This window comes from Nocardioides sp. Root122, from assembly GCF_001425025.1.
In the GTDB taxonomy this organism is placed as follows: Bacteria; Actinomycetota; Actinomycetes; order Propionibacteriales; family Nocardioidaceae; genus Nocardioides.
In genome coordinates this window covers 454,391-479,101 of the sequence record NZ_LMDE01000010.1, presented here as the reverse complement: position 1 = coordinate 479,101, position 24,711 = coordinate 454,391, and the positions used below count along the sequence as shown (strand labels likewise).

The 24,711-nt window shown below is 71.9% G+C and carries 23 protein-coding genes; 8 read left to right on the top strand and 15 right to left on the bottom strand.

What is annotated here, in order from left to right; translation table 11 throughout:
• Positions 1-8: 8 nt before the first annotated feature.
• The 5 genes from ASC64_RS11340 to ASC64_RS11320 form a co-directional block, all read right to left on the bottom strand.
• Positions 9-1,511 carry an RNA polymerase sigma factor gene (locus ASC64_RS11340; protein WP_082550387.1) on the bottom strand — a complete coding sequence of 501 codons (1,503 nt, stop codon included), beginning with the start codon at positions 1,509-1,511 and terminating at the stop codon, positions 9-11.
• Positions 1,512-1,607: 96 nt separating this feature from the next.
• On the bottom strand, positions 1,608-2,174 hold the full coding sequence (locus ASC64_RS11335; RefSeq protein WP_056907631.1) for an HhH-GPD-type base excision DNA repair protein: 567 nt from the start codon (positions 2,172-2,174) through the stop codon (positions 1,608-1,610).
• A 73-nt stretch (positions 2,175-2,247) separates the two neighbouring features.
• Complete coding sequence (locus ASC64_RS11330) at positions 2,248-2,493, bottom strand: hypothetical protein (RefSeq protein WP_056907630.1); 246 nt, start codon at positions 2,491-2,493, stop codon at positions 2,248-2,250.
• Positions 2,494-2,524: 31 nt separating this feature from the next.
• On the bottom strand, positions 2,525-2,986 hold the full coding sequence (locus tag ASC64_RS11325; protein ID WP_056907629.1) for a hypothetical protein: 462 nt from the start codon (positions 2,984-2,986) through the stop codon (positions 2,525-2,527).
• Positions 2,986-5,514, bottom strand: a complete 2,529-nt coding sequence (locus tag ASC64_RS11320) for a molybdopterin oxidoreductase family protein (protein ID WP_056907628.1) — start codon at positions 5,512-5,514, stop codon at positions 2,986-2,988. Before ASC64_RS11320 ends, ASC64_RS11325 begins: the two co-directional genes overlap by 1 nt.
• Before the next feature lie 115 nt (positions 5,515-5,629).
• Here ASC64_RS11320 and ASC64_RS11315 point away from each other — a divergent pair, with 115 nt between their 5' ends.
• Both ASC64_RS11315 and ASC64_RS11310 read left to right on the top strand, forming a co-directional pair.
• Positions 5,630-6,097, top strand: a complete 468-nt coding sequence (locus tag ASC64_RS11315; protein ID WP_056907627.1) for a MarR family winged helix-turn-helix transcriptional regulator — start codon at positions 5,630-5,632, stop codon at positions 6,095-6,097.
• On the top strand, positions 6,094-7,149 hold the full coding sequence (locus tag ASC64_RS11310; protein WP_056907626.1) for a glucose 1-dehydrogenase: 1,056 nt from the start codon (positions 6,094-6,096) through the stop codon (positions 7,147-7,149). Before ASC64_RS11315 ends, ASC64_RS11310 begins: the two co-directional genes overlap by 4 nt.
• Positions 7,150-7,154: 5 nt before the next feature.
• Here the strand turns inward: ASC64_RS11310 and ASC64_RS11305 are convergent, their stop codons facing one another.
• Positions 7,155-7,556, bottom strand: a complete 402-nt coding sequence (locus ASC64_RS11305) for a universal stress protein (protein ID WP_056907625.1) — start codon at positions 7,554-7,556, stop codon at positions 7,155-7,157.
• 125 nt (positions 7,557-7,681) lie between these two features.
• On the opposite strand from ASC64_RS11305, the gene ASC64_RS11300 reads away from it, so the two are divergent.
• The gene (locus ASC64_RS11300) at positions 7,682-8,104 is read left to right on the top strand and encodes a hypothetical protein (RefSeq protein ID WP_056907624.1); all 423 of its coding nucleotides are present in this window, start codon (positions 7,682-7,684) and stop codon (positions 8,102-8,104) included.
• A gap of 23 nt (positions 8,105-8,127) precedes the next feature.
• Here ASC64_RS11300 and ASC64_RS11295 read toward each other — a convergent pair whose 3' ends face one another.
• A complete protein-coding gene (locus tag ASC64_RS11295; protein ID WP_056907623.1) occupies positions 8,128-9,591 on the bottom strand; it encodes a hypothetical protein in 1,464 nt (487 codons plus the stop codon).
• 53 nt (positions 9,592-9,644) lie between these two features.
• On the bottom strand, positions 9,645-10,664 hold the full coding sequence (locus tag ASC64_RS11290; protein ID WP_162245796.1) for a DUF4192 domain-containing protein: 1,020 nt from the start codon (positions 10,662-10,664) through the stop codon (positions 9,645-9,647).
• 169 nt (positions 10,665-10,833) lie between these two features.
• Between ASC64_RS11290 and ASC64_RS11285 the strand changes: the two genes are divergently transcribed.
• The gene (locus ASC64_RS11285) at positions 10,834-12,135 is read left to right on the top strand and encodes a DNA polymerase IV (protein WP_056907621.1); all 1,302 of its coding nucleotides are present in this window, start codon (positions 10,834-10,836) and stop codon (positions 12,133-12,135) included.
• Positions 12,136-12,819: 684 nt separating this feature from the next.
• Positions 12,820-13,788, top strand: a complete 969-nt coding sequence (locus ASC64_RS11280; RefSeq protein ID WP_056907620.1) for a sigma-70 family RNA polymerase sigma factor — start codon at positions 12,820-12,822, stop codon at positions 13,786-13,788.
• Positions 13,789-13,794: 6 nt separating this feature from the next.
• Here the strand turns inward: ASC64_RS11280 and ASC64_RS11275 are convergent, their stop codons facing one another.
• From ASC64_RS11275 to ASC64_RS11265, 3 genes are read right to left on the bottom strand one after another with little or no spacing between them, the layout of a single operon-like run.
• Positions 13,795-15,093 carry a glycoside hydrolase family 3 N-terminal domain-containing protein gene (locus ASC64_RS11275; RefSeq protein ID WP_235563681.1) on the bottom strand — a complete coding sequence of 433 codons (1,299 nt, stop codon included), beginning with the start codon at positions 15,091-15,093 and terminating at the stop codon, positions 13,795-13,797.
• A 41-nt stretch (positions 15,094-15,134) separates the two neighbouring features.
• Positions 15,135-15,731, bottom strand: coding sequence for a dephospho-CoA kinase (coaE, locus tag ASC64_RS11270; protein WP_056907618.1), 597 nt, complete (start codon positions 15,729-15,731; stop codon positions 15,135-15,137).
• Positions 15,728-16,168, bottom strand: coding sequence for a MarR family winged helix-turn-helix transcriptional regulator (locus ASC64_RS11265; protein WP_235563679.1), 441 nt, complete (start codon positions 16,166-16,168; stop codon positions 15,728-15,730). The genes coaE and ASC64_RS11265 overlap by 4 nt, the downstream gene beginning before the upstream one ends.
• A gap of 81 nt (positions 16,169-16,249) precedes the next feature.
• On the opposite strand from ASC64_RS11265, the gene ASC64_RS11260 reads away from it, so the two are divergent.
• A complete protein-coding gene (locus ASC64_RS11260) occupies positions 16,250-18,079 on the top strand; it encodes an ABC transporter ATP-binding protein (RefSeq protein ID WP_056907617.1) in 1,830 nt (609 codons plus the stop codon).
• A 4-nt stretch (positions 18,080-18,083) separates the two neighbouring features.
• Here ASC64_RS11260 and ASC64_RS11255 read toward each other — a convergent pair whose 3' ends face one another.
• The gene (locus tag ASC64_RS11255; protein WP_056907897.1) at positions 18,084-19,379 is read right to left on the bottom strand and encodes an aminotransferase class I/II-fold pyridoxal phosphate-dependent enzyme; all 1,296 of its coding nucleotides are present in this window, start codon (positions 19,377-19,379) and stop codon (positions 18,084-18,086) included.
• A gap of 67 nt (positions 19,380-19,446) precedes the next feature.
• Complete coding sequence (locus ASC64_RS11250; RefSeq protein ID WP_056907616.1) at positions 19,447-20,397, bottom strand: GlxA family transcriptional regulator; 951 nt, start codon at positions 20,395-20,397, stop codon at positions 19,447-19,449.
• A 93-nt stretch (positions 20,398-20,490) separates the two neighbouring features.
• Here ASC64_RS11250 and ASC64_RS22045 point away from each other — a divergent pair, with 93 nt between their 5' ends.
• Both ASC64_RS22045 and ASC64_RS11245 read left to right on the top strand, forming a co-directional pair.
• Positions 20,491-20,649: a hypothetical protein gene (locus tag ASC64_RS22045; RefSeq protein WP_156385144.1), complete on the top strand. Its 159-nt coding sequence runs from the start codon at positions 20,491-20,493 to the stop codon at positions 20,647-20,649.
• A 188-nt stretch (positions 20,650-20,837) separates the two neighbouring features.
• Positions 20,838-22,115 (top strand): class I adenylate-forming enzyme family protein, encoded by a 1,278-nt coding sequence (locus ASC64_RS11245; protein WP_056907615.1) that lies wholly within the window; start codon positions 20,838-20,840, stop codon positions 22,113-22,115.
• Positions 22,116-22,120: 5 nt separating this feature from the next.
• Here the strand turns inward: ASC64_RS11245 and ASC64_RS11240 are convergent, their stop codons facing one another.
• On the bottom strand, positions 22,121-22,963 hold the full coding sequence (locus ASC64_RS11240) for a patatin-like phospholipase family protein (RefSeq protein ID WP_056907896.1): 843 nt from the start codon (positions 22,961-22,963) through the stop codon (positions 22,121-22,123).
• A gap of 97 nt (positions 22,964-23,060) precedes the next feature.
• The gene (gene rpsA / locus ASC64_RS11235) at positions 23,061-24,539 is read right to left on the bottom strand and encodes a 30S ribosomal protein S1 (protein WP_056907614.1); all 1,479 of its coding nucleotides are present in this window, start codon (positions 24,537-24,539) and stop codon (positions 23,061-23,063) included.
• Positions 24,540-24,711 lie beyond the last annotated feature (172 nt).

Sequence of the window (24,711 nt, the reverse complement as noted above, 5' to 3'; positions counted from 1 at the left end):
TCGGACGATCAGTCCAGGTAGTCGCGCAGGACCTGCGAGCGGCTCGGGTGACGCAGCTTCGACATCGTCTTGGACTCGATCTGGCGGATCCGCTCGCGGGTCACGCCGTAGACCTTGCCGATCTCGTCGAGGGTCTTGGGCTGGCCGTCGGTGAGGCCGAACCGCATCGACACCACGCCCGCCTCGCGCTCGGAGAGGGTGTCGAGCACCGCGTGGAGCTGCTCCTGGAGCAGGGTGAACGACACGGCGTCGGCCGGGACGATCGCCTCGGAGTCCTCGATCAGGTCACCGAACTCGGAGTCGCCGTCCTCGCCGAGCGGGGTGTGCAGCGAGATCGGCTCCCGGCCGTACTTCTGGACCTCAATGACCTTCTCGGGGGTCATGTCGAGCTCCTTGGCCAGCTCCTCCGGCGTGGGCTCGCGGCCCAGGTCCTGGAGCATCTGGCGCTGCACGCGGGCGAGCTTGTTGATGACCTCGACCATGTGCACCGGGATGCGGATGGTGCGGGCCTGGTCGGCCATCGCGCGGGTGATCGCCTGACGGATCCACCACGTCGCGTAGGTCGAGAACTTGTAGCCCTTGGTGTAGTCGAACTTCTCGACCGCACGGATCAGGCCGAGGTTGCCCTCCTGGATGAGGTCGAGGAAGAGCATGCCGCGACCGGTGTAGCGCTTGGCCAGCGAGACCACGAGACGCAGGTTGGCCTCGAGGAGGTGGTTCTTGGCGCGTCGGCCGTCCTCGGCGATCCACTCGTACTCCTCGAGCATCTTCGCGCTGATCCGGCCGCCCTTGGCGAGCTTCTCCTCCGAGAACAGGCCGGCCTCGATGCGCTTGGCGAGCTCGACCTCCATCTCGGCGTTGAGGAGGGGGACCTTGCCGATCTGCTTGAGGTAGTCCTTGACCGGGTCGGCGGTGGCGCCGGCCACCATGACCTGCTGCTCGGGCTCGTCGGTCTCGTCCGCCGCGGAGACCGTGAAGGCCTGCTTCTCGTCCTCCTTGATGGTCGGGTCGGCCACGACGTCCTTCTCGAACTGGTCGTCCGGGATGTCGGGCAGGACCTTCTTGCCGTCCGCGCCGACGACCGCGGCGGCCGCACCCAGGTCGACGGCGTCGCCGGCAGCGGCGTCCGCGGTCTTCTTGGCGGCCGCCTTCTTCGCCGGGGCCGCTGCCTTCTTGGCGGCGGCCTTCTTGGCGGGTGCCTCGGTCGTCGTGGCGGCGGCTTTCTTCGCCGGCGCCTTCTTGGCGGCGGCCGACGTCGCGGAGCGCTTGCTGGTCGCGGCGACCGCGCGCAGGCTCGTGGCGTCGACCTGGACCGAGATGCCCAGGCCGCTGAGGTGCACGAGGAGTGCCTTCAGGTGCTTGGGCTCGACACCGGCCTCGTCACTGGCGCGCCGTACGTCCTCGGGGGACACGGTGCCGGTGGGGGTGCCGCTGGCGACCAGGGTGGCGATGGAGGGGTGCGACAGCACCTCGGCGGGGAGCAACTTGCGTGCGTGTGAGGACACGAACACCTCTCGTCAAACAGCTTCGGGGCGCGGCGAGGCCCGGTGACGTCAAGAGCCGCGCCGTCATTCTGCCACGGCCGTCCATGCGTCCGGGCATCCCCCTCAGTCTGAGGCGCGGACGGCGGCCTTCTTGGCCTTCTTGAAGTCGCGGACCTTCTGCAGGGAGTCGGCGTCGACGACGTCGGCGACCGACCGGTGGCCCTCGAGGGCGTAGTCCCCCACGGCCGCCTCCCAGCCCTCCGGACGTACGCCGAGCTGCTTGGCGAGCAGCGCCACGAAGATCTGGGCCTTCTGCTTGCCGAAGCCGGGCAGCGCCATGACGCGCTTGAGCAGGTCCTTGCCGTCGCTGGCCTCGGTCCACAGCCGCGACGCGTCACCGCCGTAGGTGTCGTCGACGATGCGGGCGACCTCCTGGAGCCGGGCAGCCATCGAGCCCGGGAACCGGTGGATGGCCGGCGGGGTCGACGCCATGGCGGCGAACTCCTCCGGGTCGGCCGTGGCGATCGCGTGCGGCTCGAAGGTGCCGAGCCGGTCCAGGACCTTGGCGGGCCCCCGGAAGGCGTGCTCCATGGGGTACTGCTGGTCGAGCATCATCCCGATCAGCAGGGCGAACGGGGAGTCGTCGAGGACCTTGTCGGCGGCGGGGTCGCCGGTGATCTGGATGCCCATGGGGGCATTGTGCCCCAGAGCCCGCCGCCTCGGCTGCGCGCGCCGAGCAGCACAGCTGGCGCCGCGACGCCTGTCAGCCCCGTTCGGCGTTGGTGGTGCGGCCGGCCAGGAAGCTGCGCAGCACCGAGGTGCGGGCGCCGCTCACCCGGCTCACCTGGTCACCGCCATCGGCCGGGAAGAGGCCGATGTCGATCCAGGTGTCGCTCGAGGCGAGCACCTCCCAGCGCCCACCGGCGAGCTCCCACCGCTCCAGGACCTCGACGAGCCCACCCGGCGGGCCCGACTCCGGGCGTCCGTGCCCTTCCTGCAGGCCGCTCACGGGACGACGACCTCGGCATGCGGTTGCGGGCTCATGGGGCCACGATCAGCGCTTGGGGTGCCGCCGACTTCATCCGGGTGTTGAGCCACGTCAGCTGGCGGGAGGTCTGCTCGTTCGCGTGCTCGGCGACCGCGAGGAGCTCCTTGTCACGCAGTCCCTGCGCGCCCTGGCCGACGACCGTCCACGTCGTCTGGACCAGCGATGCGAGGACGTGCAGGTCCTGCAGGTCGCGCAGGAGCCCGACCTCGCCGTCGCGGGTCCGCGCGAGGCCGGCGGCGTGGAGCCGTTCGGGTTCCTCGACGTCTGCCTCGCCGTAGCGCTCGACGATCGGCGCGAGCGCAGCCCGGTTGGCCTCCGACCACTCGGCGAGCATCCGGCAGGTGTGGAACACGTCGGCCACGTGGGCGTGCCCGTCCGCGACGGAGCGGAAGGATTCCGCGAGTGTCCTCTCACTGTGGTCGGCCAGGCCGACGTAGGTCGTCAAGTGGGGCATCAGCGGCTTCCTTCCGAGGACCGGGCCGGGTCGAGCGGGTAGTCCGGGGTGCGGTCAGGCACGGTGGTGGTCGTCGGCGCGCCACCCTCCGTGGGCCGCGGCGGCCGGCGCCGGGAGGCCGGGCGGTCGGTGTCCGGCGCAGAGGCGGTCGTCGTCGGCGCCGGGGCCGGCCCGTCGCCGGCCCGGACCCGGGTCACCTGGCACGCGGCGGTCTTGAACACGGGCTGCTTCGAGACCGGGTCCCACACGGTCATGGTGAGCTCGTTGGCCAGTCGGTGCTCGGCGTCCGGGTGACCGCCGCCGAGGTCGGCGGGCGGTTCCCAGTGGCCGTAGTGGAACGGCGCGAACACGGCACCCTCCATCACGTTCCCGACACGCGCGCGGACCTCGATCGCACCGCGCGGTGACGCAACGCGCACCCAGTCGCCCTCCTCGATGCCACGCTCGGCGGCGTCCCCGGCGGACAGCTCGACCCACGCGTCCGGTGCCGCCCGGTTGAGGTCCTCGGAGCGACCGGTCTTGGTGCGGGTGTGGAAGTGGTAGACGGTCCGGCCGGTCGTGTAGAGCAGGGGGAAGTCCTCGGAAGGCTCCTCGTGTGCCGGCGTGTACGCCGCGCCCTTCAGGAAGGCCCGTCCGGCGGGGTTCATCGCGCGGTGCTCGGTCTCGGTGACGGTGCCGCCGGTGGCGAGGTCGTGGCCGAAGGTCTCGCAGTAGTCGGTGTCCGTCGGGAAGACACCGTCGGCATAGAGACGGTCCGTGCCGTCGGGGTGCTCCGCGTTGACCGGCCAGGGGATCCCGGTCGGCCCGCGGAGCCTGTCGTAGGAGAGGCCGGTGTAGTCGACCGGCCGGCCAGCGGTGACCGCGGCCCAGGCGTCGAAGGCCTCCTCGGGCGTGCGCCAACCGATCAGCGGTTGCCCGGAGCGGTTCGTGAAGCCCATCGCGTCGGCGTACATCAGGAAGATGTCGAGGTCGCTGCGCGCCTCCCCCGGCGGGTCGACCGCCTTCTCGGACAGGTGCACGGTGCGATTGACGTTGGTGAAGCACCCGGTCTTCTCGCCCCAGCCGGCCGCCGGGAGGACGACGTCGGCGAGCTCGGCGGTCTCGGTGAGGAAGAGGTCCTGGACGACGACGAAGCACTGGTCGCCACCGAGGATCCGCCGGATCCGCGCGGACTCCGGCATCGACACCGCCGGGTTCGTCGCGGAGATCCACAGCAGACCGATGGAGCCGGCCTCGGCGTAGGAGAAGATCTGCATCGCGTGGGTGGGCGGCGCCCAGTGCGGGATCGTCATCGTGTCGACGTCCCACGCGTCCGCGAGCTGGTGCACGTGGGCGGGGTTGTCCCAGTTGCGGAAGCCCGGGAGGTCGCCGTCGGCACCGCACTCCCGGTTGTTCTGCGCGGTGGGTTGGCCGTTCATCTGCAGGATGCCCGCTCCCGGGCGGCCGATCATCCCCCGCAGCAGGTGCAGGTTGTGCACCGCGACGGAGGCGGCCGTGGCCTGGTGGGACTGGTAGAAGCCCTGAAGCACCGTCGAGAGCACATCGGTGCTCTCACCGAAGATCCGCGCCGCGCGACGTACGTCGTCCGCGTCGACGCCGCAGACCTCGGCGACCTTGTCCGGGGCCCACTCCTCGACCGTGGAGCGCAGGTCGTCCACGCCGAGGGTGTGCGCCGCCACCCAGTCGTCGTCGACCCACCCGTTCGCGAACAGCTCGCGCGTCAGGCCGTTCATCAACGCCAGGTTGGTGCCGACCCGCGGCGCCAGGTGCACGCCGCCCGTGCGCTCGGCCTCGAGCGCCACGAGCGTCCGGCGCGGGTCGACGCACACGATGCGGGGCGGGTCCTCGCCTCGGGTGCGGTCGAGGATCCGCGCCCACAGCACGGTCTGGGTCTCCGGCATGTTGTGCCCGTAGAGGAAGATCGCGTCGCAGTGCTCGATGTCGGTGTACGAGCCCGGCTGCCCGTCGGCCCCGAAGGACTCCTTGAACGCCGCAGCGCTGGTGGCGGTGCACAGGCGCGTGTTGCCGTCCATGTGGGGCGTGCCGAGCCCGGCCTTCCCGATCACGGCGAGCGTGTAGTACTCCTCCAGGAACAGCTGGCCGGAGGTGTAGAAGCCGTGGCTCAGCGGGCCCTTCTCCTCCAGCAGGGCGCGCGAGGTGGCCACGATGCGCCCCATCGCGGTCTCCCAGTCCGTCTCCACGAGCCGTCCGTCCTCACGCACGAGCGGGCGGGTGAGTCGGTCACCGGCATGCGCCCACCGGGTCGATCCGTACAAGCCCTTCGGACCGAGCCGGCCGTGGTTGACCACGTCGGTCGCCCGTCCCCTGACCCCGACCATGCGACCGTCCCTGACAGCGATGTCCATCCCGCAGCCGTTGCTGCACAGCAGGCACGCGGACTGCACCCAGCGCTCGACATCCGTCTCCTCGACGCCGGGGTCGAGGTACTGGTCGATGCGGGCGGGCCACACCGTCCCCTTGGCGTGGGGCGTGCGTGGGCCGTGGATGTCGGCGATCCGGTCGGTCACGTCTCCTCCTGATCACGTCGTCGCGCGCCGCACGGGCGCCAGTTCCATGCGCAACAGCATAGACTCTCAGTGCACCACCGAGGCCAGACCGGAGACAGACCCAGAGGGGTGAGGCGTGAACCACGAACCCGAGATCCCGCGCCGGCCGACCGACGCGGACCTCCGCGCCGCCCGGGCGCTGCTCGAGCTCAGCCGCGCCCTGGTGGGCGTGACCCTGCGTGCCGTGGCCGCGGCCCCGGTCGCCCTGACGGTGCCTCAGCACCGGGTGCTCGTCATGATCGCGGCCGACGGTCCACGGCGCGTCGGGACGCTGGCGGACGACCTGGGGGTCAACCAGTCCAACGCGAGCCGGATCGTGGACCGTTTGGTGGGCCAGGGACTCGTGCACCGCATCCCGGACAGCGCGGACGGGCGTGCCTGGCTCGTCGACCTGACCCCGGACGGCCACAGCCTGCTGAGAGCGGTGCAGGACCACCGCCTGGCAGCGCTGCTCGACGTGGTGACGAGAGTGCCCGCAGGTGCCGAGGGACTGGCCGGTGCACTCGAACAGCTCAGTGCGGCAGCCGAGGAGGAATCATCGTGAGAGCACTCACCGTCGAGCCCGGACGCTCGGGATCGGTCAGGGTCGAGGACGTCCCGGACGTCACGCCAGGAGAAGGAGAGCTGCTCGTCCGAGCAGTGGCGGTCGGCGTCTGCGGCACCGACAAGGAGATCGTGCGGGGCGAGTACGGCTGGGCTCCCCCTGACCGGCAGCGGCTGGTGCTGGGCCACGAGTCGCTGGGGCGGGTCGAGCACGCCCCGCCCGGCAGCGACGTCCGCCCCGGGGACCTCGTCGTGGGCGTGGTCCGCAGACCCGACCCAGAACCGTGTGGCGCGTGTGCACGCGGCGAATGGGACATGTGCCGCAACGGCCGCTACACCGAGCGCGGCATCAAGTCCCTCGACGGGTTCGCCAGCCAGTGGTGGACGACACCGGTCGAGTACGCCGTGGTGGTCGACTCCCGCCTCGGGCCGGCAGGCGTGCTGACCGAGCCGACCAGTGTCGTCGCGAAGGCGTGGGAGCAGGTCGACCGCACCGGCGACCGCGCCTGGTTCTCCCCGCGCACGGTGCTGGTGACCGGCGCCGGGCCCATCGGACTCCTGGCCGCCATGATCGGGGTGCAACGCGGCCTCGACGTCCACGTCCTCGACCGCGTCACCGACGGCGTGAAGCCCGACCTCGTCGCCTCACTGGGCGCGACCTACCACCACGGGAGCCTCGCCGACGCCGCCCGAGCCGCACGCCCGGACGTGGTCATCGAGGCCACCGGCGTCGGGTCGGTAGCCTTCGACGCGATGGCAGAGACCGGGCCGTACGGCATCGTCTGCCTGACCGGCGTCTCGCCGAGGGGTCGGGCGCTCCGTATCGACGCGGGAGCGTTGAACCGCGAGCTGGTCCTCGAGAACGACGTCGTCGTCGGCTCCGTCAACGCCAACCTGCGCCACTACCGGGCCGCGGCCGACCACCTCGCGCACGCCGACGTCGCGTGGCTGCGACGGCTGATCACCACCACCGTGCCGCTCGAGGACTTCGCCACCGCCTTCGACCGGGATCGCGACGACGTGAAGGTGGTCCTCGCCCTGGAGGACTTCTGAGGGCGCTACTGCGCCTTCACCGCCAGCACCGGGCACGGTGCGTCGAGCAGCACGCGCTGGGCGTTGCTGCCGAGGATGAGCTTGCCCACCGGGGAGCGACGGCGCAGCCCGATGACGAGCAGCTCGGCGTTGTTGGCCTCGGCGATGCTGATCAGGTCCTCGGCGGGCTCGAAGCCGCGGACGAGCTGGCGGATGTCGTGCTCGACCCCGGACTCCTCCAACGTCGCGCGGATCTTCTCCAGGTCGTCCTCAGCGGCGCGGGCCTTGGGGCCGTCGAACTCCTGCCCCCCGCGGTGGGAGTTCACCACGACGAGCCTGCTGCCGCGCAGCTTGGCCTCGTTGATGCCGGCGCTGAGGGCGGCCTCGCCCTCCGGCTTGGGGACGTATCCGACGACGACGGTGCCCATGGGGTCTCCTCTCGCGGCCACAGCCTCCGTGCGGTGAGCCTGCTGGCACCGTAACGGAAACGGCCGGGCTTGGGCAGCCTGTGGACACGCGCGTCGGCGCGGGGCGGCTGCGACAGGCTGGGCGGGTGAGCCTCCAGGCGCCGATCGACCGCGACACCCACCGGGTCCTGCGCGCCGCCGTGCTCGAGCTCGTCCAGGCCGAGCCGCGCCGCCGGTCCGGCTTCCCCACCGTCGTGCACGCGGGCGCACCCGGGTGCAGCCTGCGGCACGTGGAGGCGCCGCCCCTTCCGGACGCCGGGCTGCGCGCCGACGTCGTGCTGACGCTCCTCCGTGGCGCGCCGGGCAGCCGACCCCACCTCTGGCTGACCCGCCCGGGCGAGCTCAGCCCGCACGACGACGACCTGCGGTGGCTCGGTCCGGCACAGTGGGCCGCGTCCGCGCTCGGCCTGCCGGTCGGGCTGGTGGTCGTCACCCGCAGGGGCTGGTTCGACCCCGTGTCGGGCGTGCGCCGCGAGTGGCGGCGGCTGCGCCGACGTTCAGGAGGCTGAGGACGTCGCGAGCAGCGCCGCGGTCAGTCCCACTCGTGGACGGGCGCGTTGCTGTGCATGCGCTCGCGGTAGTCGAGGAGCGTCGCGCGCAGGGCGTCGTAGCGGTCTGCTCCACCGCGCTCGTGGACGCGGTCCACGAACCAACCAGCTCCGCTCGTCTCCTTCAGGCACCGCTGCTCGATGATGCCGAGGTAGCGGTCGCTCTCCTCGCCCGGCACGCCCCAGGAGTCGAGGCCGGCGCGCGCCATCGGCAGCAGCCGCCGCAGGACCAGCTCGGTGGCCCGCACCTGGCCGATGCCGGGCCAGTAGACCTGGGCATCCACCCCCAGCTGCGCCGCCACGTGGAAGTTCTCCTCGGCCGCGGAGAACGACATCTGCGACCACAGCGGCCGCTCGCTCTCGGCGAGGTGGCGGACCAGGCCGAACCACAGGGCGGCGTTGGCGATGGTGTCGGCAACGGTCGGCCCCGCGGCGAGGAGTCGGTTCTCCACGCGCAGGTGGGGCACCCCGTCGGCGATGTCGTAGACCGGCCGGTTCCAGCGGTAGATGGTGCCGTTGTGCAGCTTGAGCTCGTGGAGGCTCGGCGTGCCGCCGTCCTCCAGCACCTGGAGCGGGTCCTCCTCGTCGGTGATGGGGAGCAGCGCCGGGAAGTAGCGGACGTTCTCCTCGAAGAGGTCGAAGACGGAGGTGATCCAGCGCTCGCCGAACCACACCCGCGGACGCACGCCCTGCGCCTTGAGCTCCTCGCTGCGGGTGTCGGTCGCCTGCTCGAACAGCGGGATGCGGGTCTCGCGCCACAGCTCCTTGCCGAGGAGGTACGGCGAGTTGGCCGACACCGCGACCTGGATCCCGGCGATCGCCTGGGCGGCGTTCCAGTAGGCGGCGAACTGGTCGGGCGAGGTCTGGACGTGGAACTGCGTGCTCGTGCACGCGGCCTCGGGGACGATCGAGTCCGCGGTCGTGGTCAGCCGCTCGCGGCCCGAGATGCTGATCGTGATGTCCTCGCCGCGGGCGGCCAGGATCTGCTCGGACAGCAGCTTGTAGCGCGGGTTCGCGCTCAGGCTGGAGAGGCTCATGTGCCCCTCGGCCAGCGTCGGGAGGATGCCGATCATCACCTGGTGGGCACCGAGCTCCGCGGACTTCTCCTCGGCGGTGTTGAGCGAACGGCGCAGGCTCGCCTCGAAGGTGGACAGGCCGCCCTCGCGGAGCCTGGCCGGCGCCACGTTGATCTCGATGTTGAACTGCCCGAGCTCGGTCTGGAAGTCCGGGTCGGCCAGCGCCGCCAGCACCTCGGCGTTCTTCAGCGCCGGGTCGCCCGCGTCGTCGATGAGGTTGAGCTCCATCTCGAGGCCCGTCATCGGGTCGTGGGTCTCGAACCGGGCCTCCCGGAGCATCCGGGCGAACACGTCGAGGTTGCGGCGGACCTTCTCGCGGTGCCGCGTCCGGTCAGCCCGGCTGAACTCCTGCTGGTCGACCTCTTCTCCCATGACGGCACCCTAGCCACGCCGCCGCCTGGCGGATACCGCCCGCGCGGGGGGTCTCAGGCGGCGGGGTCGGCCGTCGAACCGGGCTCGGGCCGCAGCGCCTCCCACGAGTCGGGCGAGGTTGCCGTCTCCAGGAGCTGTGCGACGAGGGAGGCCAGCGAGTGTGCGGGGCGGGCCTCCCGGCACCGGTCGACGGCACACCACGCGAGGGCGCCGTCGCCCACCAGCCACGCCGCGAAGGCCAGCACGGCCGCCGGCCCGGCCACGTGGGACAGCGGGAGCCGACGCACCGCGTCGGACCACAGGTCGACGGCGGCCCGCGCCTGTGGTCGGCCGAGCCAGACCCACGCCTCGTCACGACGCTCCCCCGACGTCACCGTGACGGCGACCGCAGCCAGCTCGCTGGGGGTGAAGGTCGTGCCGCGCTCGACGTGCCGGCGTGCCAGCGCGGCAAGCGCCCCCCGCGGCAGCGGAGACGCCGCGACCAGGTCGTCGGTGGCCAGACCGCCGGACCGGTCCGGCGCGATGGTCGCCCGCAGCGCTTCCCGGCTCGGGTGGGTGACGCGGCCGTCGAAGACGGCCTGGGCGGTGAACGGGTGCTCGGCGAGGGTGAAGGGCACGCCCTGGTAGGCCGGGAGCGGCGCGCCCGGGAGGACGGCGTACCAGTGGTCGTCGTGCACCCGGAGCACCTCGCGGACCCCGATCCCGACGGCGGTCAGCTCCTCGTGGAGCGCCCACGCTGCCTCGTCGGCCACCGTCGTGTCGTCGTCGTAGACCACCACGACGACCTCGCGGACACCGTGGCGGCGGGCGGGCCGGACCAGCGCCTCGACCACGTCGTCGACGTCGTCGGGGTCGTGCGGCAGGTCGACGCGAGCGTGCATCCCACCCCCCGGGCCGATGCTGGCGAGCACCACCGAACGCTCCGGCACGAAGCCGAGGGCGACGGGCACGAAGGCAGCGATGTCGCCGGGGGTGCGCGCGGTCAGCGTCGTGGTCTGGTGCGGCGGCGGGTCGGGGGCGGGCTCGGGATCGGGCTCGGGATCGGGGCTTGGGGTGTGGTGGGTCGAGGTCATGGCCATGACGCTGCCCGCGGTCACCGACTCCCGACCTCCGCGAGGGCGACGACCTGTGGACGACGGGCGGGGCGGGGTGCCTGTGGACGTTTCGTGGGCCGGGACCGGGCTGAGAGACTGTCCGGGTGACGGCCTTCGCGACGGTGCCCGCCCCCCGGGGCCGCGGCTGATGCGCAGCACCGCATCGATCCTGCACGTGGACCTGGACGCGTTCTTCGCCGCCGTGGAGCAGCGCGACAAGCCGTCACTGCGCGGCAAGCCGGTGATCGTCGGGGGGACCGGCGGTCGCGGCGTGGTCGCCACGGCGTCGTACGAGGCACGCAGGTACGGCGTCGGGTCCGCGATGTCGACCCGCGAGGCACGGGCCCGCTGTCCGCACGCCGCGTTCCTGGGCGGTCGGTTCCACGCCTACCGCGAGACCAGCGCGCGGGTCATGTCCGTGCTGCGCGAGCTCTCGCCCCTCGTCGAGCCGCTGTCGCTCGACGAGGCCTTCGTCGACCTTGCCGCTGCCGGGCTCCCCGACCTCGAGGTGGACACGGTCACGGAGGTCGGCGAGCAGCTGCGCGCGCGGATCCACGACGTGACCGGAGGCCTCACGGCGACCGTCGGCATCGCGTCGTCGAAGTTCCTCGCCAAGGTCGCCAGCGAGCTCGACAAGCCCGACGGGATGACCGTGGTCCCGCCCGGCACCGAGCTCGAGCTGCTGCGCCCGATGAACGTCGCGGTCATCCCGGGCGTCGGCCCCGCCACGGCGGAACGGCTGCGCCGCGCCGGGATCCACACCATCGCCGACCTGGAGCGGATGAGCGAGGACGAGCTGGTCCGGCTGCTGGGCAATGCCCAGGGCCACGGGTTGTGGCAGCTCGCCCGCGCGCGCGACGACCGGAGGGTCGTCGCGGAGCGGGAGACCAAGTCGATCAGCGTGGAGGGCACCTACGACTCCGACCTCACCGACCGCCGGTTGATGGAGGGACTGCTCACGCGCCAGGCACGCGACGTCGGCGCACGGCTGCGCAAGAGCGGCTACTCCGGCCGGACCGTGACCATCAAGGTGCGGATGTACGACTTCACCACGCTGAGCCGCTCCACGACCCTGTCCAGCCCCACCGACGACGGCGGCACCATCGCCCGGGTGGCCCGCTCCTTGCTGGGTGACCTCGACACCACCGGTGGCGTCCGGCTGCTGGGTGTCGGTGTCTCCGGTCTGGCCGACTGGGTGCAGGAGGACCTCTTCGGTGAGGCCCCTGCCGAGGAGGAGGTCGAGGTCGCGCTGCCGGAGCCCCCGCGCCGCACCTGGCCCCCGGGCGCCGACGTCGTGCACGACGAGCTGGGCGCCGGGTGGGTGTGGGGGTCCGGGTCCGGCGTGGTCACCGTGCGCTTCGAGACCGCCGAGACTCCGCCCGGACCGGTGCGCAGCTTCAAGGTCGACGACCCGGCGCTGCACCGACCCGAGCCGCCGGCGGAGGACTGAGGGCTCGGCGCTCCTGCGGGGCGAGCCGTCCACCTCGCCCCGGCCCGGTGGTCGACGTCGTCAGTCGGCCCAGCGTTCACCCGGACGTCGTTGCCCCGGGGAGGCGCGGACGGCAGCATGGATGCCGCCCGCTGGGGGAAATAGGGTGAGGGGCTCCCGATGGTATGAGCATCAGGAGCCCCTCGGATCGACCGGGAAGGTGACGTCCGGTCCACCGAACCGGCCGCCCAGCTCCCACAGTCCCCGTCACCAGGCCTGCGCGGCGAGCAAGTCGCCGTGTGGTGCTGCTTGTCCGATCCGATCCCCGACCCCGCCCGGAGGCGGTCTCGGTAGGGAGAGTTCTATGCCTCCGCGGACCCGGCCCGCAAGGGCTTGGCCGAACAAACTCCGGGTCCCACAGGGTTGCCCACAGAACTTCGTCCGCGCTCCACAGGCGGACCCGTCTCGTCCACAGATCCTCGCCCAGGTTGTGGAGGGGCGCCGCGTGCGTCCCCGCATGAGCACCGTCCCTCCGGGGAACCCCCTGAGAAGTCCCTGAGAGTTCGTGATTCGTGCAACTCCCGCAGGCACTGGCTCGTCAGTGCAGATGAAGGCACCGCCATCCGATCGGGAATCTCGCATCGAACACAGGTGTTGGAACAGGTGTGCGACACGGGGTGATCGCACGAGAGCAGGAGGACGAAGATGAGCACCGCACAGGCCAAGCGCACCACCACCACCACGACTCGTGAGATCGAGGGACGCGACAGCGTCGGTCTCTACCTCGACGAGATCGCCCGCACCCCGCTGCTCGACGCCGAGACCGAGGTCGAGCTGTCCAAGACCATCGAGGCGGGCCTGCTGGCCCAGCACCTCCTCGACACCGGTCGCGTCGGCCGCCGCAAGGGCGGTGCGCCGATGAGCGCCAGCGAGGCCGAGCTCGAGTGGCTCGCCGAGCAGGGCCGCCTCGCCGTCGACCGCTTCATCGAGGCGAACCTGCGCCTCGTCGTGTCGATCGCGCGCAAGTACGGCCGCTCGCAGATGCCGATGCTCGACCTGATCCAGGAGGGCAACACCGGCCTGATCCGTGCGGTCGAGAAGTTCGACTACACCAAGGGCTACAAGTTCTCGACGTACGCCACCTGGTGGGTGCGGCAGGCCATCACCCGCGGCATCGCGCAGCAGGCCCGCGTCGTACGCCTTCCCGTGCACGTCGTGGAGGAGCTCAACCAGGTCGGTTCGGCGCGCCGCACGCTCGAGCGCCAGCTCGGCCGCGACCCCGAGCCGCAGGAGATCGCCACCGAGCTGGGCATGGACCTCGACCGGGTCCTCGACCTGATGAGCTGGGGCCGTGAGCACGTCTCGCTGGACACCCCGGTCGACGAGGACGGCGACACCTCGCTGGGCGACCTGATGGCGCAGGAGACTGCTCCAGGGCCGGACCTCAACGTCCTCGACGCCGAGGCCCGCCAGCGGCTCGACGACCTCGTCGGCATCCTCGACGAGCGCTCCGCCGACATCGTCCGGGCCCGCTACGGCCTGGCCGACGGCCGCCAGCACAAGCTCGCCGACATCGGTGCCCGCCACGGCATCTCCGCCGAGCGGGTCCGCCAGCTCGAGCGAGAGGCACTGCAGAAGCTCCGCCGGGCCGGCGACCCCGACCTCGCGGCCTGACCCGAGCTAGTACGCCGCGGACAGCAGGTCCGCGCTCGCGGCCTGTGCCTGCTCGACGACGTCGGGCGGCACAGGCCGCTTCGCTGCGATCCGGGCCTGCCACATCTGGAGGGCGACCACCCGAGCCGCGGCCTCCTCGATCCGGGCGCGCGAGAGCTCGCCGGACTCCACCGCGTCCACGATGATCTGGTGCGTGGTGGCGTTGTCCACCGGCATGAGGAGCAGGTCGGCACCGGCCTGGAGCGCCTGGAGCGCCGGGGTCGGACGCCCACCGACGGCCCCCATGCCGAGCGAGTCGGTGATGGTCACGCCCTCGAAGCCGAGGTCGTCGCGCAGCAGGTCGTAGACCTCGGGCGCCATGCTCGCGGGAACGTCGGGCGCGATCGAGGTGAGGTCGAGGTGGCTCATCATCACCGCCGGCGCGTGCTTGGCGATGGCCAGCTCGAAGGGCGGCAGGTCGTGCGCGCGGATCTCCTCGAGCGTGGAGTCGACCACGGGCAGCACGTCGTGGCTGTCGGTCGTCGCGGTGCCGTGACCGGGGAAGTGCTTGACGGTCGACACGATGCCGGCCGAGTCGTAGCCCTTCACGGCGTACGCCGTCGCCAGCGCCGCGACCTTCGGGTCCTCGGAGGCCGAGCGGGCGCCGATGGTCGGGTCGGCAGCGCCGATGGTCACGTCGGCCACGGGCGCGAAGACCCAGGTGAAGCCGAGGTCGCGCAGCTCGTAGCCGGTGGCGCGTGCGGCGAGGCGGGTGACCTTGCGGCCCGTGCGCAGGTCGCCCTGGATGGCCAGGCCGGCCGACTGGAAGTGCGGGAAGTCGGTGGCGATGCCGCGCAGGTGCGAGACGTAGCCACCCTCCTGGTCCACGCCGATGACCGGTGGGAAGTCGCGACCGTCCTGCGCCGCCGCCTCCGTGACCGCCGCGGTCGTGGCGAGCACCTGGTCGCGGTCGGTGACGTTGTCGGAGGTGACCGAGACGCCTGCGAGGTGGAGCTCACGCACCATCGCAGCCGGCTCCTCGGGGTCGGTGCCGTGGTAGCGGCCCACGATCACCCCACCGGCCAGCTGGTCCGGGGACCAGGTGCTGACCAGCTGCTGCGCCTGCTCGACCTCGCCGATCGTCGGCCCCCAGGAGGTCGGGGTGTTCGGGTCCTCGGGGCTCTCCGTCGCGGTCGGCTCGTCCGAGGAGACGGTCGGGCTGGACGAGCCGGCGGGGCCGCTGCCGTCACCGGAGCCCGCCGCACAGGCGGTGACCATGAGGACACCTGCTGCGAGGACGGCCAGACGGGGTCGGAGCGCACGCACGCCCGGGAGGCTACCCGCGATGACGGCTCGACCGGGAAACGTCAGGCCAGGGCAAGGAGGTCGGCGTAGACCTCCTCGACGCGCGCCCTGAGCTCCTCGAGCGAGCCGGTGTTGTCGATCACGTGGGTGGCTAGGGCGAGCCGGTCCTCACGGCTGGCCTGGGCCGCGATCCGCGCCTCGGCGTCCTGGCGCGACCAGCCCCGGTCGCGCACCATGCGCTCGACCTGGACCTGCGTCGGGACGTCGACGACGACGACCGCGTCGAAGGAGCCCGCGCGGCCGCCCTCGGCGAGCAGCGGGATGTCGTGGACGACGACCGCGTCGGCCGGGGCCTGCGCCTCGAGCTCGGCGCCGCGCTGGTGGACGAGCGGGTGGATGATCGCCTCCAGTCGCTTGCGAGCGGCCGGGTCCGCGAAGACGATCGCGCCCATCGCCGGCCGGTCGAGGTCCCCGTGGGGCGTCAGCACGGACCCACCGAACTCCGCCACGACCGCGGCCAGCCCCGCCGTGCCGCGCGCCACCACCTCGCGCGCGAGCAGGTCGGCGTCGACGACCACCGCACCGAGGTCGGCGAGGATCGCCGAGACGGTGCTCTTGCCCGAGGCGATTCCGCCGGTCAGTCCCACCCGCACGCTCATTGGTCCTCCCCCACGACGATCCGAAGAATGCCGTGGAGCGTACGACGCTGCTCGGCACTCAGCACGTCCAGGACCTGCTCGGAGGCGTCCCGCCGCACGTCCTCGATCCTCGCCACCAGGTCCAGCCCGTCCGGGGTGAGGGTGATCAGGGTGGCCCGGCGGTCGGTGGGGTCCGCGGAGCGGCCCACCCAGCCGCGCTCCTCGAGGGCGTCGACGACCTCGGTCGCCGAGCGCGGGGCGATGCGGAGGACGTCCGCCAGCGCGGAAGGCCGCGTGCCCCCGGCCTGCGCCGACAGCACCCGCAGCGCCCGTGACTGCGACGGGGTGACGTGCCACTCCGCGAGCGCGTCGGCGTAGGCCCGGCGCACGCGGCGCGCCAGCGCCATCACCAGGTCACCGGTGGCGTGCACCTCGTGCTCGGTCTCGGGTGGGGCCACGGAATACCTCCGTCCTTGCGTCGGTTGCAACCTCACAGTGAGGTTACCCCACCTTTCCCCCTCCAGAGAGGAGCTGGTCGCGTGGATGACCGCACTCCCGGTCCCCGCCGCTCCCGCAGCGGCCGTCCCGACCCCGCCGACCTGCGGCAGCTCGCGGACTCCCCCGTCTCCCTGCGGCGCATTGCCCGCCTCTTCGCGCCCCACCGGGGCACGCTCGCGGTCGTCGTCGCGCTCATCGTGCTGAGCTCGGTGGTCTCGCTGGCCCAGCCCTTCCTCGTCCGCCACGTCATCGACGTGGCGCTCCCCCGCCAGGACGTGCGCCTGCTGCTCCTGTGCGTGGCAGCCATGCTGGGCGTCGCCGTCGCCAGCGCGGTGATCGGCGTCGTGCAGACCTGGCTCTCCACCTCCGTCGGGCAGCGCGTGATGCACCGCCTGCGCAGCGACCTGTTCGCACACCTCCAGCGCCAGTCCCTGGGCTTCTTCACCCGCACCCGCGGTGGCGAGGTGCAGTCGCGGCTGGTCAACGACATCGGCAGCATGCAGGGCGTCGTCACCCAGACCGCCACCGCGGTCGCCGCCAACCTCACCGTGGTCGTCGGCACCTCGATCGCCATGGTCGCCCTCAGCTGGCGCCTGGCGCTGCTCTCCCTGGTCGTGCTGCCGCCGGCCGTCCTGCTGACCCGGCAGGTCGCACGGATGCGCCACCGGGTCACCGCCGAGCGGCAGCGCCGCCTGGCCGACCTGCACGTCCAGATCGAGGAGGGACTCTCGGTCAGCGGCGTGCTGCTCACCAAGACGCTCGGCGCCTCGCCGCGGCTGACCGCACGGTTCGAGGAGACCTCCGCGGACCTCGTCGGGCTCGAGATCCGCTCCCGCCTCGCCGGCCGCTGGCGGATGGCGACGATGAACGTGGTCTTCGCGGCGGTGCCCGCTGTGGTCTACCTGGCCGCAGGCCTCCCCGCGACGTCCGGCGGCATGACGATCGGCACGCTCGTCGCCTTCGTGGCCCTGCAGGGCACCCTGTTCCGACCCCTGATGGGCCTGCTCAACGTCGGCGTCGACATCACGTCCTCGCTCGCGCTCTTCAGCCGCATCTTCGAGTACGCCGACCTCCCGGTCGAGATCGCGGAGCCGGTCACCCCGACCGCCCTCCCGCGTGCCGGGGTGGCCGGCGAGGTGCGGTTCGAGGGCGTCGCGTTCGCCTACGACGACGACCGGCCGGTGCTGAGCGCCGTCGACCTCGTCGTCCCCGCGGGCTCCACGCTCGCGCTGGTCGGCGAGACCGGCAGCGGCAAGTCCACCCTCGCCTCCCTGGTCCCCCGCCTGCACGACGTCACGTCGGGTCGCGTCACCATCGACGGGGTCGACGTGCGCGACATCGGCCTGGCCGACCTCGCGAGGCTCGTCGGCGTCGTCAGCCAGGAGACGTACCTCATGCACGCCACGGTCCGCGAGAACCTGCGCCACGCCCGTCCCGGCGCCATCGACGCCGAGATCGAGGAGGCCTGCCGGCAGGCGCGCATCCACGACGTCGTCGCTGCGCTCCCGGAGGGCTACGACACCGTCGTCGGCTCCCGCGGGCACCGGTTCTCGGGGGGCGAGAAGCAGCGCCTGGCGATCGCGCGCACCCTGCTGCGCGACCCGGCGGTGCTGGTGCTCGACGAGGCCACGAGCGCCCTCGACAACGAGACCGAGCGGGCCCTGCTGGGCACCCTCGAGGACGTCGCCCGGACCCGCACCACGATCACCATCGCGCACCGCCTCTCCACGGTCCGTGACGCCGACCAGATCGCGGTGCTGCACCGGGGACGGGTCGTCGAGCTCGGCACCCACGAGGAGCTGCTCCTCCTCGGCGGGAGGTACGCCGACCTGGTCCGGGGCGGGCTGCGTCGCGAGCCCGCCGCTGCGTGACGACTCAGGCTCCGGCGCTCACCCGACCGGTCGCCTGCTCCGCCGCCGCGAGGAGCACGCAGGTCGCCACGGCTTCCATGGCCTCGGTGACCTCCGCGATCGGCGGCATCGTCGGAGCGAGCCGGATGTTGGTGTCCTCGGGGTCCTGCTTGTAGGGGAAGGACGACCCGGCCGGCGTCAGCGCCACCCCTGCCTCCTTGGCCAGCTGGACCACGCGGCTCGCAGTGCCCGGCACCACGTCGAGGTTGACGAAGTAGCCGCCCGTGGGGGCGTTCCAGGTCGCGATCCCGCGACCGCCCAGGCGCTCGGTGAGGACCCGGTCCACCTCCGCGAACTTGGGCGCGATGATCTCCCGGTGCCGCACCATGTGGTCGCGCACGCCCTGGGCGTCGCCGAAGAACTCGACGTGACGCAGGTGGTTGACCTTGTCGGGGCCGATCGAGCCGTTGCCGAGGTGACCGAGGTACCACTGCACGTTGGCGGTCGACGCGGCGAGGAAGGCGACGCCGGCACCGGCGAAGGTGATCTTCGACGTCGAGGCGAACATGATCGGGCGGTGCGGGTGCCCGGCCGCCGAGGCCAGGGTGAGGATGTCGGCGCTCTTGGCCTCGTCCTCGGTCAGGTGGTGCAGGGCGTAGGCGTTGTCCCAGAAGACCTTGAAGTCCGCGGCCGCGGTGGACATCGCGGCCAGCCTGGCCGCGACGTCCTGGCTGACGATCGCGCCGGTCGGGTTGGCGTACGTCGGCACCACCCACATCCCCTTGAACGACGGGTCGTCCCTGACGAGGGCCTCGACGGCGTCGACGTCGGGACCGTCGTCGTGCATGGGGACGGTCACCATCTCGATCCCCAGGCTCTCCAGCAGGGTGAAGTGGCGGTCGTAGCCCGGAACCGGGCACACGAAGCGCACGGTCTCCTCCTTGCCCCACGGGCGCTCGGAGTCGACGGCGCCGAAGAGCATCAGGTCGACGAGGCAGTCGCGCATCATCGTCAGGCTGGAGTTGCCACCCGCCACGATCTGCTCGGGCTCGACCCAGAGCAGCTCGGCGAAGATCTCGCGCAGGTCAGCGAGCCCCTCCAGCCCGCCGTAGTTGCGTACGTCGACGCCGCGCGAGTCCGTGGTCGACGTCGGCAGCCGGAGCAGGTCGTCGGCCAGGTCGAGCTGCTGGGACGACGGCTTGCCCCGCGTCAGGTCGAGCTTCAGACCACGCTTCCGCAGCTCCTCGTAGGCCGCGCGCTGCTCCTCGAGCAGCACGGCGAGGTCGTCGGCGGACAGGTCGGCCAGCGCAGTCGCGTTCACGCGGTCAAGGCTACCGAGGTCCGGCACCGACGCCGCCCAGACCTCGATGCCGTGGAACACCCGGCCGTCAGGCGGGCGTGCGGAACGTCCGGCGGTACTCCTGCGGGCTGACGCCGCGCGACCGGCCGAAGTGGTGGCGCAGGGTGGCGGCGTTGCCGAAGCCGACCTCGCCGGCGACCCAGTCGATCGAGTGGTCGGTCTGCTCGAGCAGCTCCTGAGCGGCCCGGACCCGCTCGCCGAGGATCCAGCTGTAGGGCGTCGTGCCGGTCTCCTCCTTGAACCGCCGCGCGAAGGTGCGACCCGACATGTGCACCTGCTTCGCGAGGGTCTCCACGTCGAGCTCCTCAGACAGGTTGGCACTGATCCAGGCCAGCAGCGGGGCGAGGGCCTCGGACTCGCACACCGGGACTGGGCGCGAGATGAACTGCGCCTGCCCGCCGTCGCGGTGCGGAGGCACCACCATCCGTCGCGCCGTGGCGGCCGCGACCTTGGCCCCGAACTGCTGACGCATGACGTGGAGCGCCGCGTCGAGGGCGGCAGCGGAGCCTGCGCCCGTCACGATGGTGCCGTCCTGGACGTAGAGCACGTCGGGGTCGACGATCGCCTCGGGGTAGCGCTCGGCCAGCTCGGCGGCGTAGCGCCAGTGCGTGGTGCAGCGCCGCCCGTCGAGGAGGCCGGCCTCCCCCAGCATGAACGTGGCCGAGCAGTGGGCGAAGATCATCGCGCCGCGGGCATGGGTGGCACGCAGCAGCTCCGAGACCTCGGGCGAGGTGCCACGGTGGTTGCTCTTGGGTGCCAGGCACACGAGGTCCGCGTCCGCGGCCTCGTCCAGCCCGTGCTCCACGACCAGGTCGAAGCCGGCGCGCGTGCGCAGTCGGCCCGGGGTGGGCGTGACGACCGTGAAGTCGAAGACCGGGTTGTCGTCCTCGGGGTGGTAGGGCTCGGCCCAGACCTCGCACAACGCGCCGAGCCCGAACGGCTCGGGCTTCTCCTGGACGACGACCGCGACCTTCTTCATGGGGACACCCTGCACCCCCGGTGGCAGGAAATCAACCATCACTGTCGTTCCTGCCACTGGTGGCAGGAACGACGCGAGCGCATGATTGGTGCCATGAACACGATCATCGCCCTCCTGGTCCTGACCGCCCTCTTCACCGTGCTGGTCAGCTACGTCCGCCACGACCGCTTCGCCGGCCCCTCCTCCACCACCCACCGCTTCGACGACCTCGGCGAGGTCGACCTCCGCCAGCACCTGGTCCCGCGCGCCTGAGGCGGGTTGGATGGCGCCTCGCTTCGCTTCGGCGCGTGTCCGCGGCGCTCGCAACGCGCTCGTTCGTCGTCGCGCCCACACCCTCCTGCGCTTCGCTCCCCCAGCTTTGACGCTCCTCCTGCACTCCCGGGCGCGCCCCGGACGCACGGGGCTCTGCGGTCGGCACGCCCACCCTGCAGAATCTCCGTGTGCCGCGCTCCTCGTCTCCGCTCGTCGCAGGCTCCCGCGTCGCGTTGCTGGTGCCCGGCTCGGCGGCGTACGTCGACCTGGTGCTGGCACTGCTCGCCGACGGGATCTTCCCGATCCCGCTCGACCCGGCGCTGACAGAGGCCGAGCGCACCCGGATCCTGGCGCCCCTGACCCCCGACCTGCTGGTGACCGAGGCGTCCGGGGTCGAGGAGCTGCTGGCGGACCGGGCGGGGCGCAGCAGGTCGCTGCCGCGCGGTCGGCCGATCCACTGCACCAGCGGAACCACCGGAACCCCGAAGGGCGTGTACTCGGGGCTGCTCGATGATGACGACGCCGCTGCCCTCGTCGCCGAGGAGCGTGAGCTGTGGGGCTTCGACGCCGACGACGTGAACCTCGTGCTCAGCCCTCTGCACCACTCCGCGCCGCTGCGCTTCGCGATGGGGACGGTGCTCGCGGGCGGACGGCTGGTGGTGCCGGGGCGCTTCGACCCCGTGCGAGTCACGGCGGCCATCGCCGCCGAGCGACCGACCACCGTGTTCTGCGTGCCGACGCACCTCCAGCGGCTCTTCGCGCACTGGGACCAGGTCGGCGTACCCGACCTGTCGTCGTTCCGGCTCGTCGCCCACGCCGGTGCCCCGTGCCCTCCGGCCACCAAGCAGCGACTCGTCGAGCTGTTCCCCGAGGGATCCACCTGGGAGTTCTACGGCTCGACCGAGGGCCAGTTCACCGCCTGCCGCTCCGAGGAGTGGCTCACCAGGCCGGGCACCGTCGGGCGCGCCCGGCCCGGCCGCACGCTCAGCACGGACGAGGACGGACGCATCTGGTGCGCGGTCCCGTCCCACGCTCGTTTCACCTACCTCGGTGCCCCCGAGCAGACGGCGCAGTCATGGCGGGACACGCCGGCGGGCCCGGCGTTCACCGTCGGCGACGTGGGCCGCATCGACGACGAGGGCTACCTCCACCTCGACGGGCGCCGTACGGACCTCATCATCTCCGGCGGGGTGAACGTCTACCCCCTCGAGGTCGAGAACGCGCTGCGCGAGGTGGCAGGGGTCGTCGACGTGGCCGTCTTCGGCGCCCCCGACCCCGAGTGGGGCCAGCGGGTCTGCGCCGCCATCGTCGGCACCGTCTCCACCGACGACCTCACGTCCCATGCGCGCACGGTCCTCGCACCGGCGAAGCGGCCCAAGGACTACCTCGTCGTCCCCGAGCTGCCGATGACGGCGACCGGCAAGGTCCGCCGTGACGTCCTCCCGGAGCTGCTGGCCGGCACGTAGACCAATCAGGCGTCCCAGACGCGGCGCAGCTGGTCGACCAGCATCCGCGACTGGCGGAGCCCCGCCACGGCGGCGCCCTTGCGCTTCGACGGGTCCAGGAGATTGCGCCCGAAGGCCGCGAGGGCCTCCGCGTCCGGCGTCACCACGGACCAGGCGCGCGGTCCGACCCGCTCGAGCTGGGCGCGGATGGACACCTTCTTGCTCATCGATCGCGGCAGCGGCGCGAGCACGACGACCCGTTCGGCGCCGCGGGCGACGTCGACGTTGGCGGTCGAGCGCATCCCACCGTCCATGTAGGTGCGGCCCCCGACCTCCACCGGCGGCCACACCGTGGGCACGGCGCAGCTCGCGGCCACGGCAGCCACCAGGTCCACGTCGGAGTCACGCGTGAAGACCGTGAACTCGCCGCTCCCGGCGTCGACCGCGGTGACCCGCAGGTCGCGGTCCGGCCAGTCACGGACCGGGAGCCGGGAGCGGATCACGGACTCGCGGTCGACGCTGCCGGGGGCGTGCGATGCCAGCGCGACGCGACCGACCCGGGCGAGCTTGTCGCGGCCACTGCCGGGGAGGACGTAGGGAGGGACCAGCTTGAGCGCGGCGATCCTGGACAGCCGACCCCCGAGCTCGTCGTCGGCGGGCTCGAGCTGGGTGGCGTACAGGTCCTCGAGCGGCTGCCCGTTGGTGACCTGGGCGCCCACCACCGATCCGGCGGACGTGCCGACGACGATGTCGGCGTCCGTGAGGTCGACCCCCGCCTCCGCCAGGCCGGTGAGGATGCCGAGCTCCCAGGCGATGCCGGTGATCCCACCGCCGCCGAGGACCAGTGCCGAGGTGCCACGTCCAGTCATGTGCCAGTTGTAGCGGACCCGCCCTGACACGACGACGGCCCCCCGGGAGTCCCGGGGGGCCGTCGTGTCGTACGGGTCGTGCGTGGTGGTCAGCCGCTCAGGCCTGGCCGCCCGTGAGCTTCTCGCGGAGCGCCTGCAGCGCCTCGTCGGACGCCAGCGAACCGCCGGTGTCGCCACCGGTCTCATCCTCAGTGTCGCCACCGGAGGAGTACGACGTGGCCTCGCTCGCCTCGGCCGCGGAAACCTTCGCCTCAGCCTGCTGCTTGACGTGCTGCTCCCAGCGGGCGTGCGCCTTGGCGTACTGGTCCTCCCAGATGGCGCGCTGGTCGTCGAAGCCCTCGAGCCACTCGCCCGTCTCGGGGTCGAAGCCCTCGGGGTAGACGTAGTTGCCCTGCTCGTCGTAGGTGGCGGTCATGCCGTAGAGGGTCGGGTCGAACTCCTCCACGTCGGCCGCGGCAGCGGTCTCGTTGGCCTGCTTGAGCGACAGCGAGATCCGGCGACGCTCGAGGTCGATGTCGATGATCTTGACCATGACGTCGTCGTTGACCTGGACGACCTGCTCCGGGATCTCGACGTGGCGCTCGGCGAGCTCGGAGATGTGCACCAGGCCCTCGATGCCCTCCTCGACGCGGACGAACGAACCGAAGGGCACCAGCCTGGTGACCTTGCCCGGGACGATCTGGCCGATCTGGTGGGTCCGGGCGAAGTGCTGCCACGGGTCCTCCTGCGTCGCCTTCAGCGACAGGGAGACACGCTCGCGGTCCATGTCGACGTCGAGGACCTCGACGGTGACCTCGTCGCCCACGGCGACGACCTCGGACGGGTGGTCGATGTGCTTCCAGGAGAGCTCGGAGACGTGGACGAGGCCGTCGACGCCGCCGAGGTCCACGAACGCACCGAAGTTGACGATCGAGGAGACGACACCCTTGCGGATCTGGCCCTTCTGAAGCTGGGTCAGGAAGCCGTGGCGGACCTCGGACTGGGTCTGCTCGAGCCAGGCGCGGCGCGACAGGACCACGTTGTTGCGGTTCTTGTCGAGCTCGATGATCTTGGCCTCGAGGACCTGGCCGACGTAGGGCTGCAGGTCGCGGACGCGACGCATCTCCACGAGCGAGGCCGGCAGGAAGCCGCGCAGGCCGATGTCGATGATGAGGCCGCCCTTGACGACCTCGATGACGGTGCCCTCGACGACGCCGTCCTCCTCCTTGACCTGCTCGATGGTGCCCCAGGCGCGCTCGTACTGGGCGCGCTTCTTGGACAGGATCAGACGGCCTTCCTTGTCCTCCTTCTGGAGGACCAGGGCCTCGACCTTGTCGCCCACGGAAACGACCTCGTTGGGGTCGACGTCGTGCTTGATCGACAGCTCGCGCGAGGGGATGACGCCCTCGGTCTTGTAGCCGATGTCGAGGAGGACCTCGTCGCGGTCCACCTTGACGATGGTCCCCTCGACGATGTCGCCGTCGTTGAAGTACTTGATGGTCGCGTCGATTGCCGCGAGGAAGTCTTCTTCGGACCCGATGTCGTTGACAGCCACCTGGGGGGCGTCGTAGTCCGGAAGAGTCGAGAGCATGGTCATATGGGAAGTGATTCCTTGGATGGATGAAGTCGTGCGGACGCACGCAGCCGCCTGTTTCACTGGTCACCGACGGTGACGGATCACTGACGGCGACGCGGCGAGCCCCGGTTCGCTCGGTATGGAACCCCGGCGGACGACTGGCGCAACGCTTAAGACTACGCGCGCACGAGCC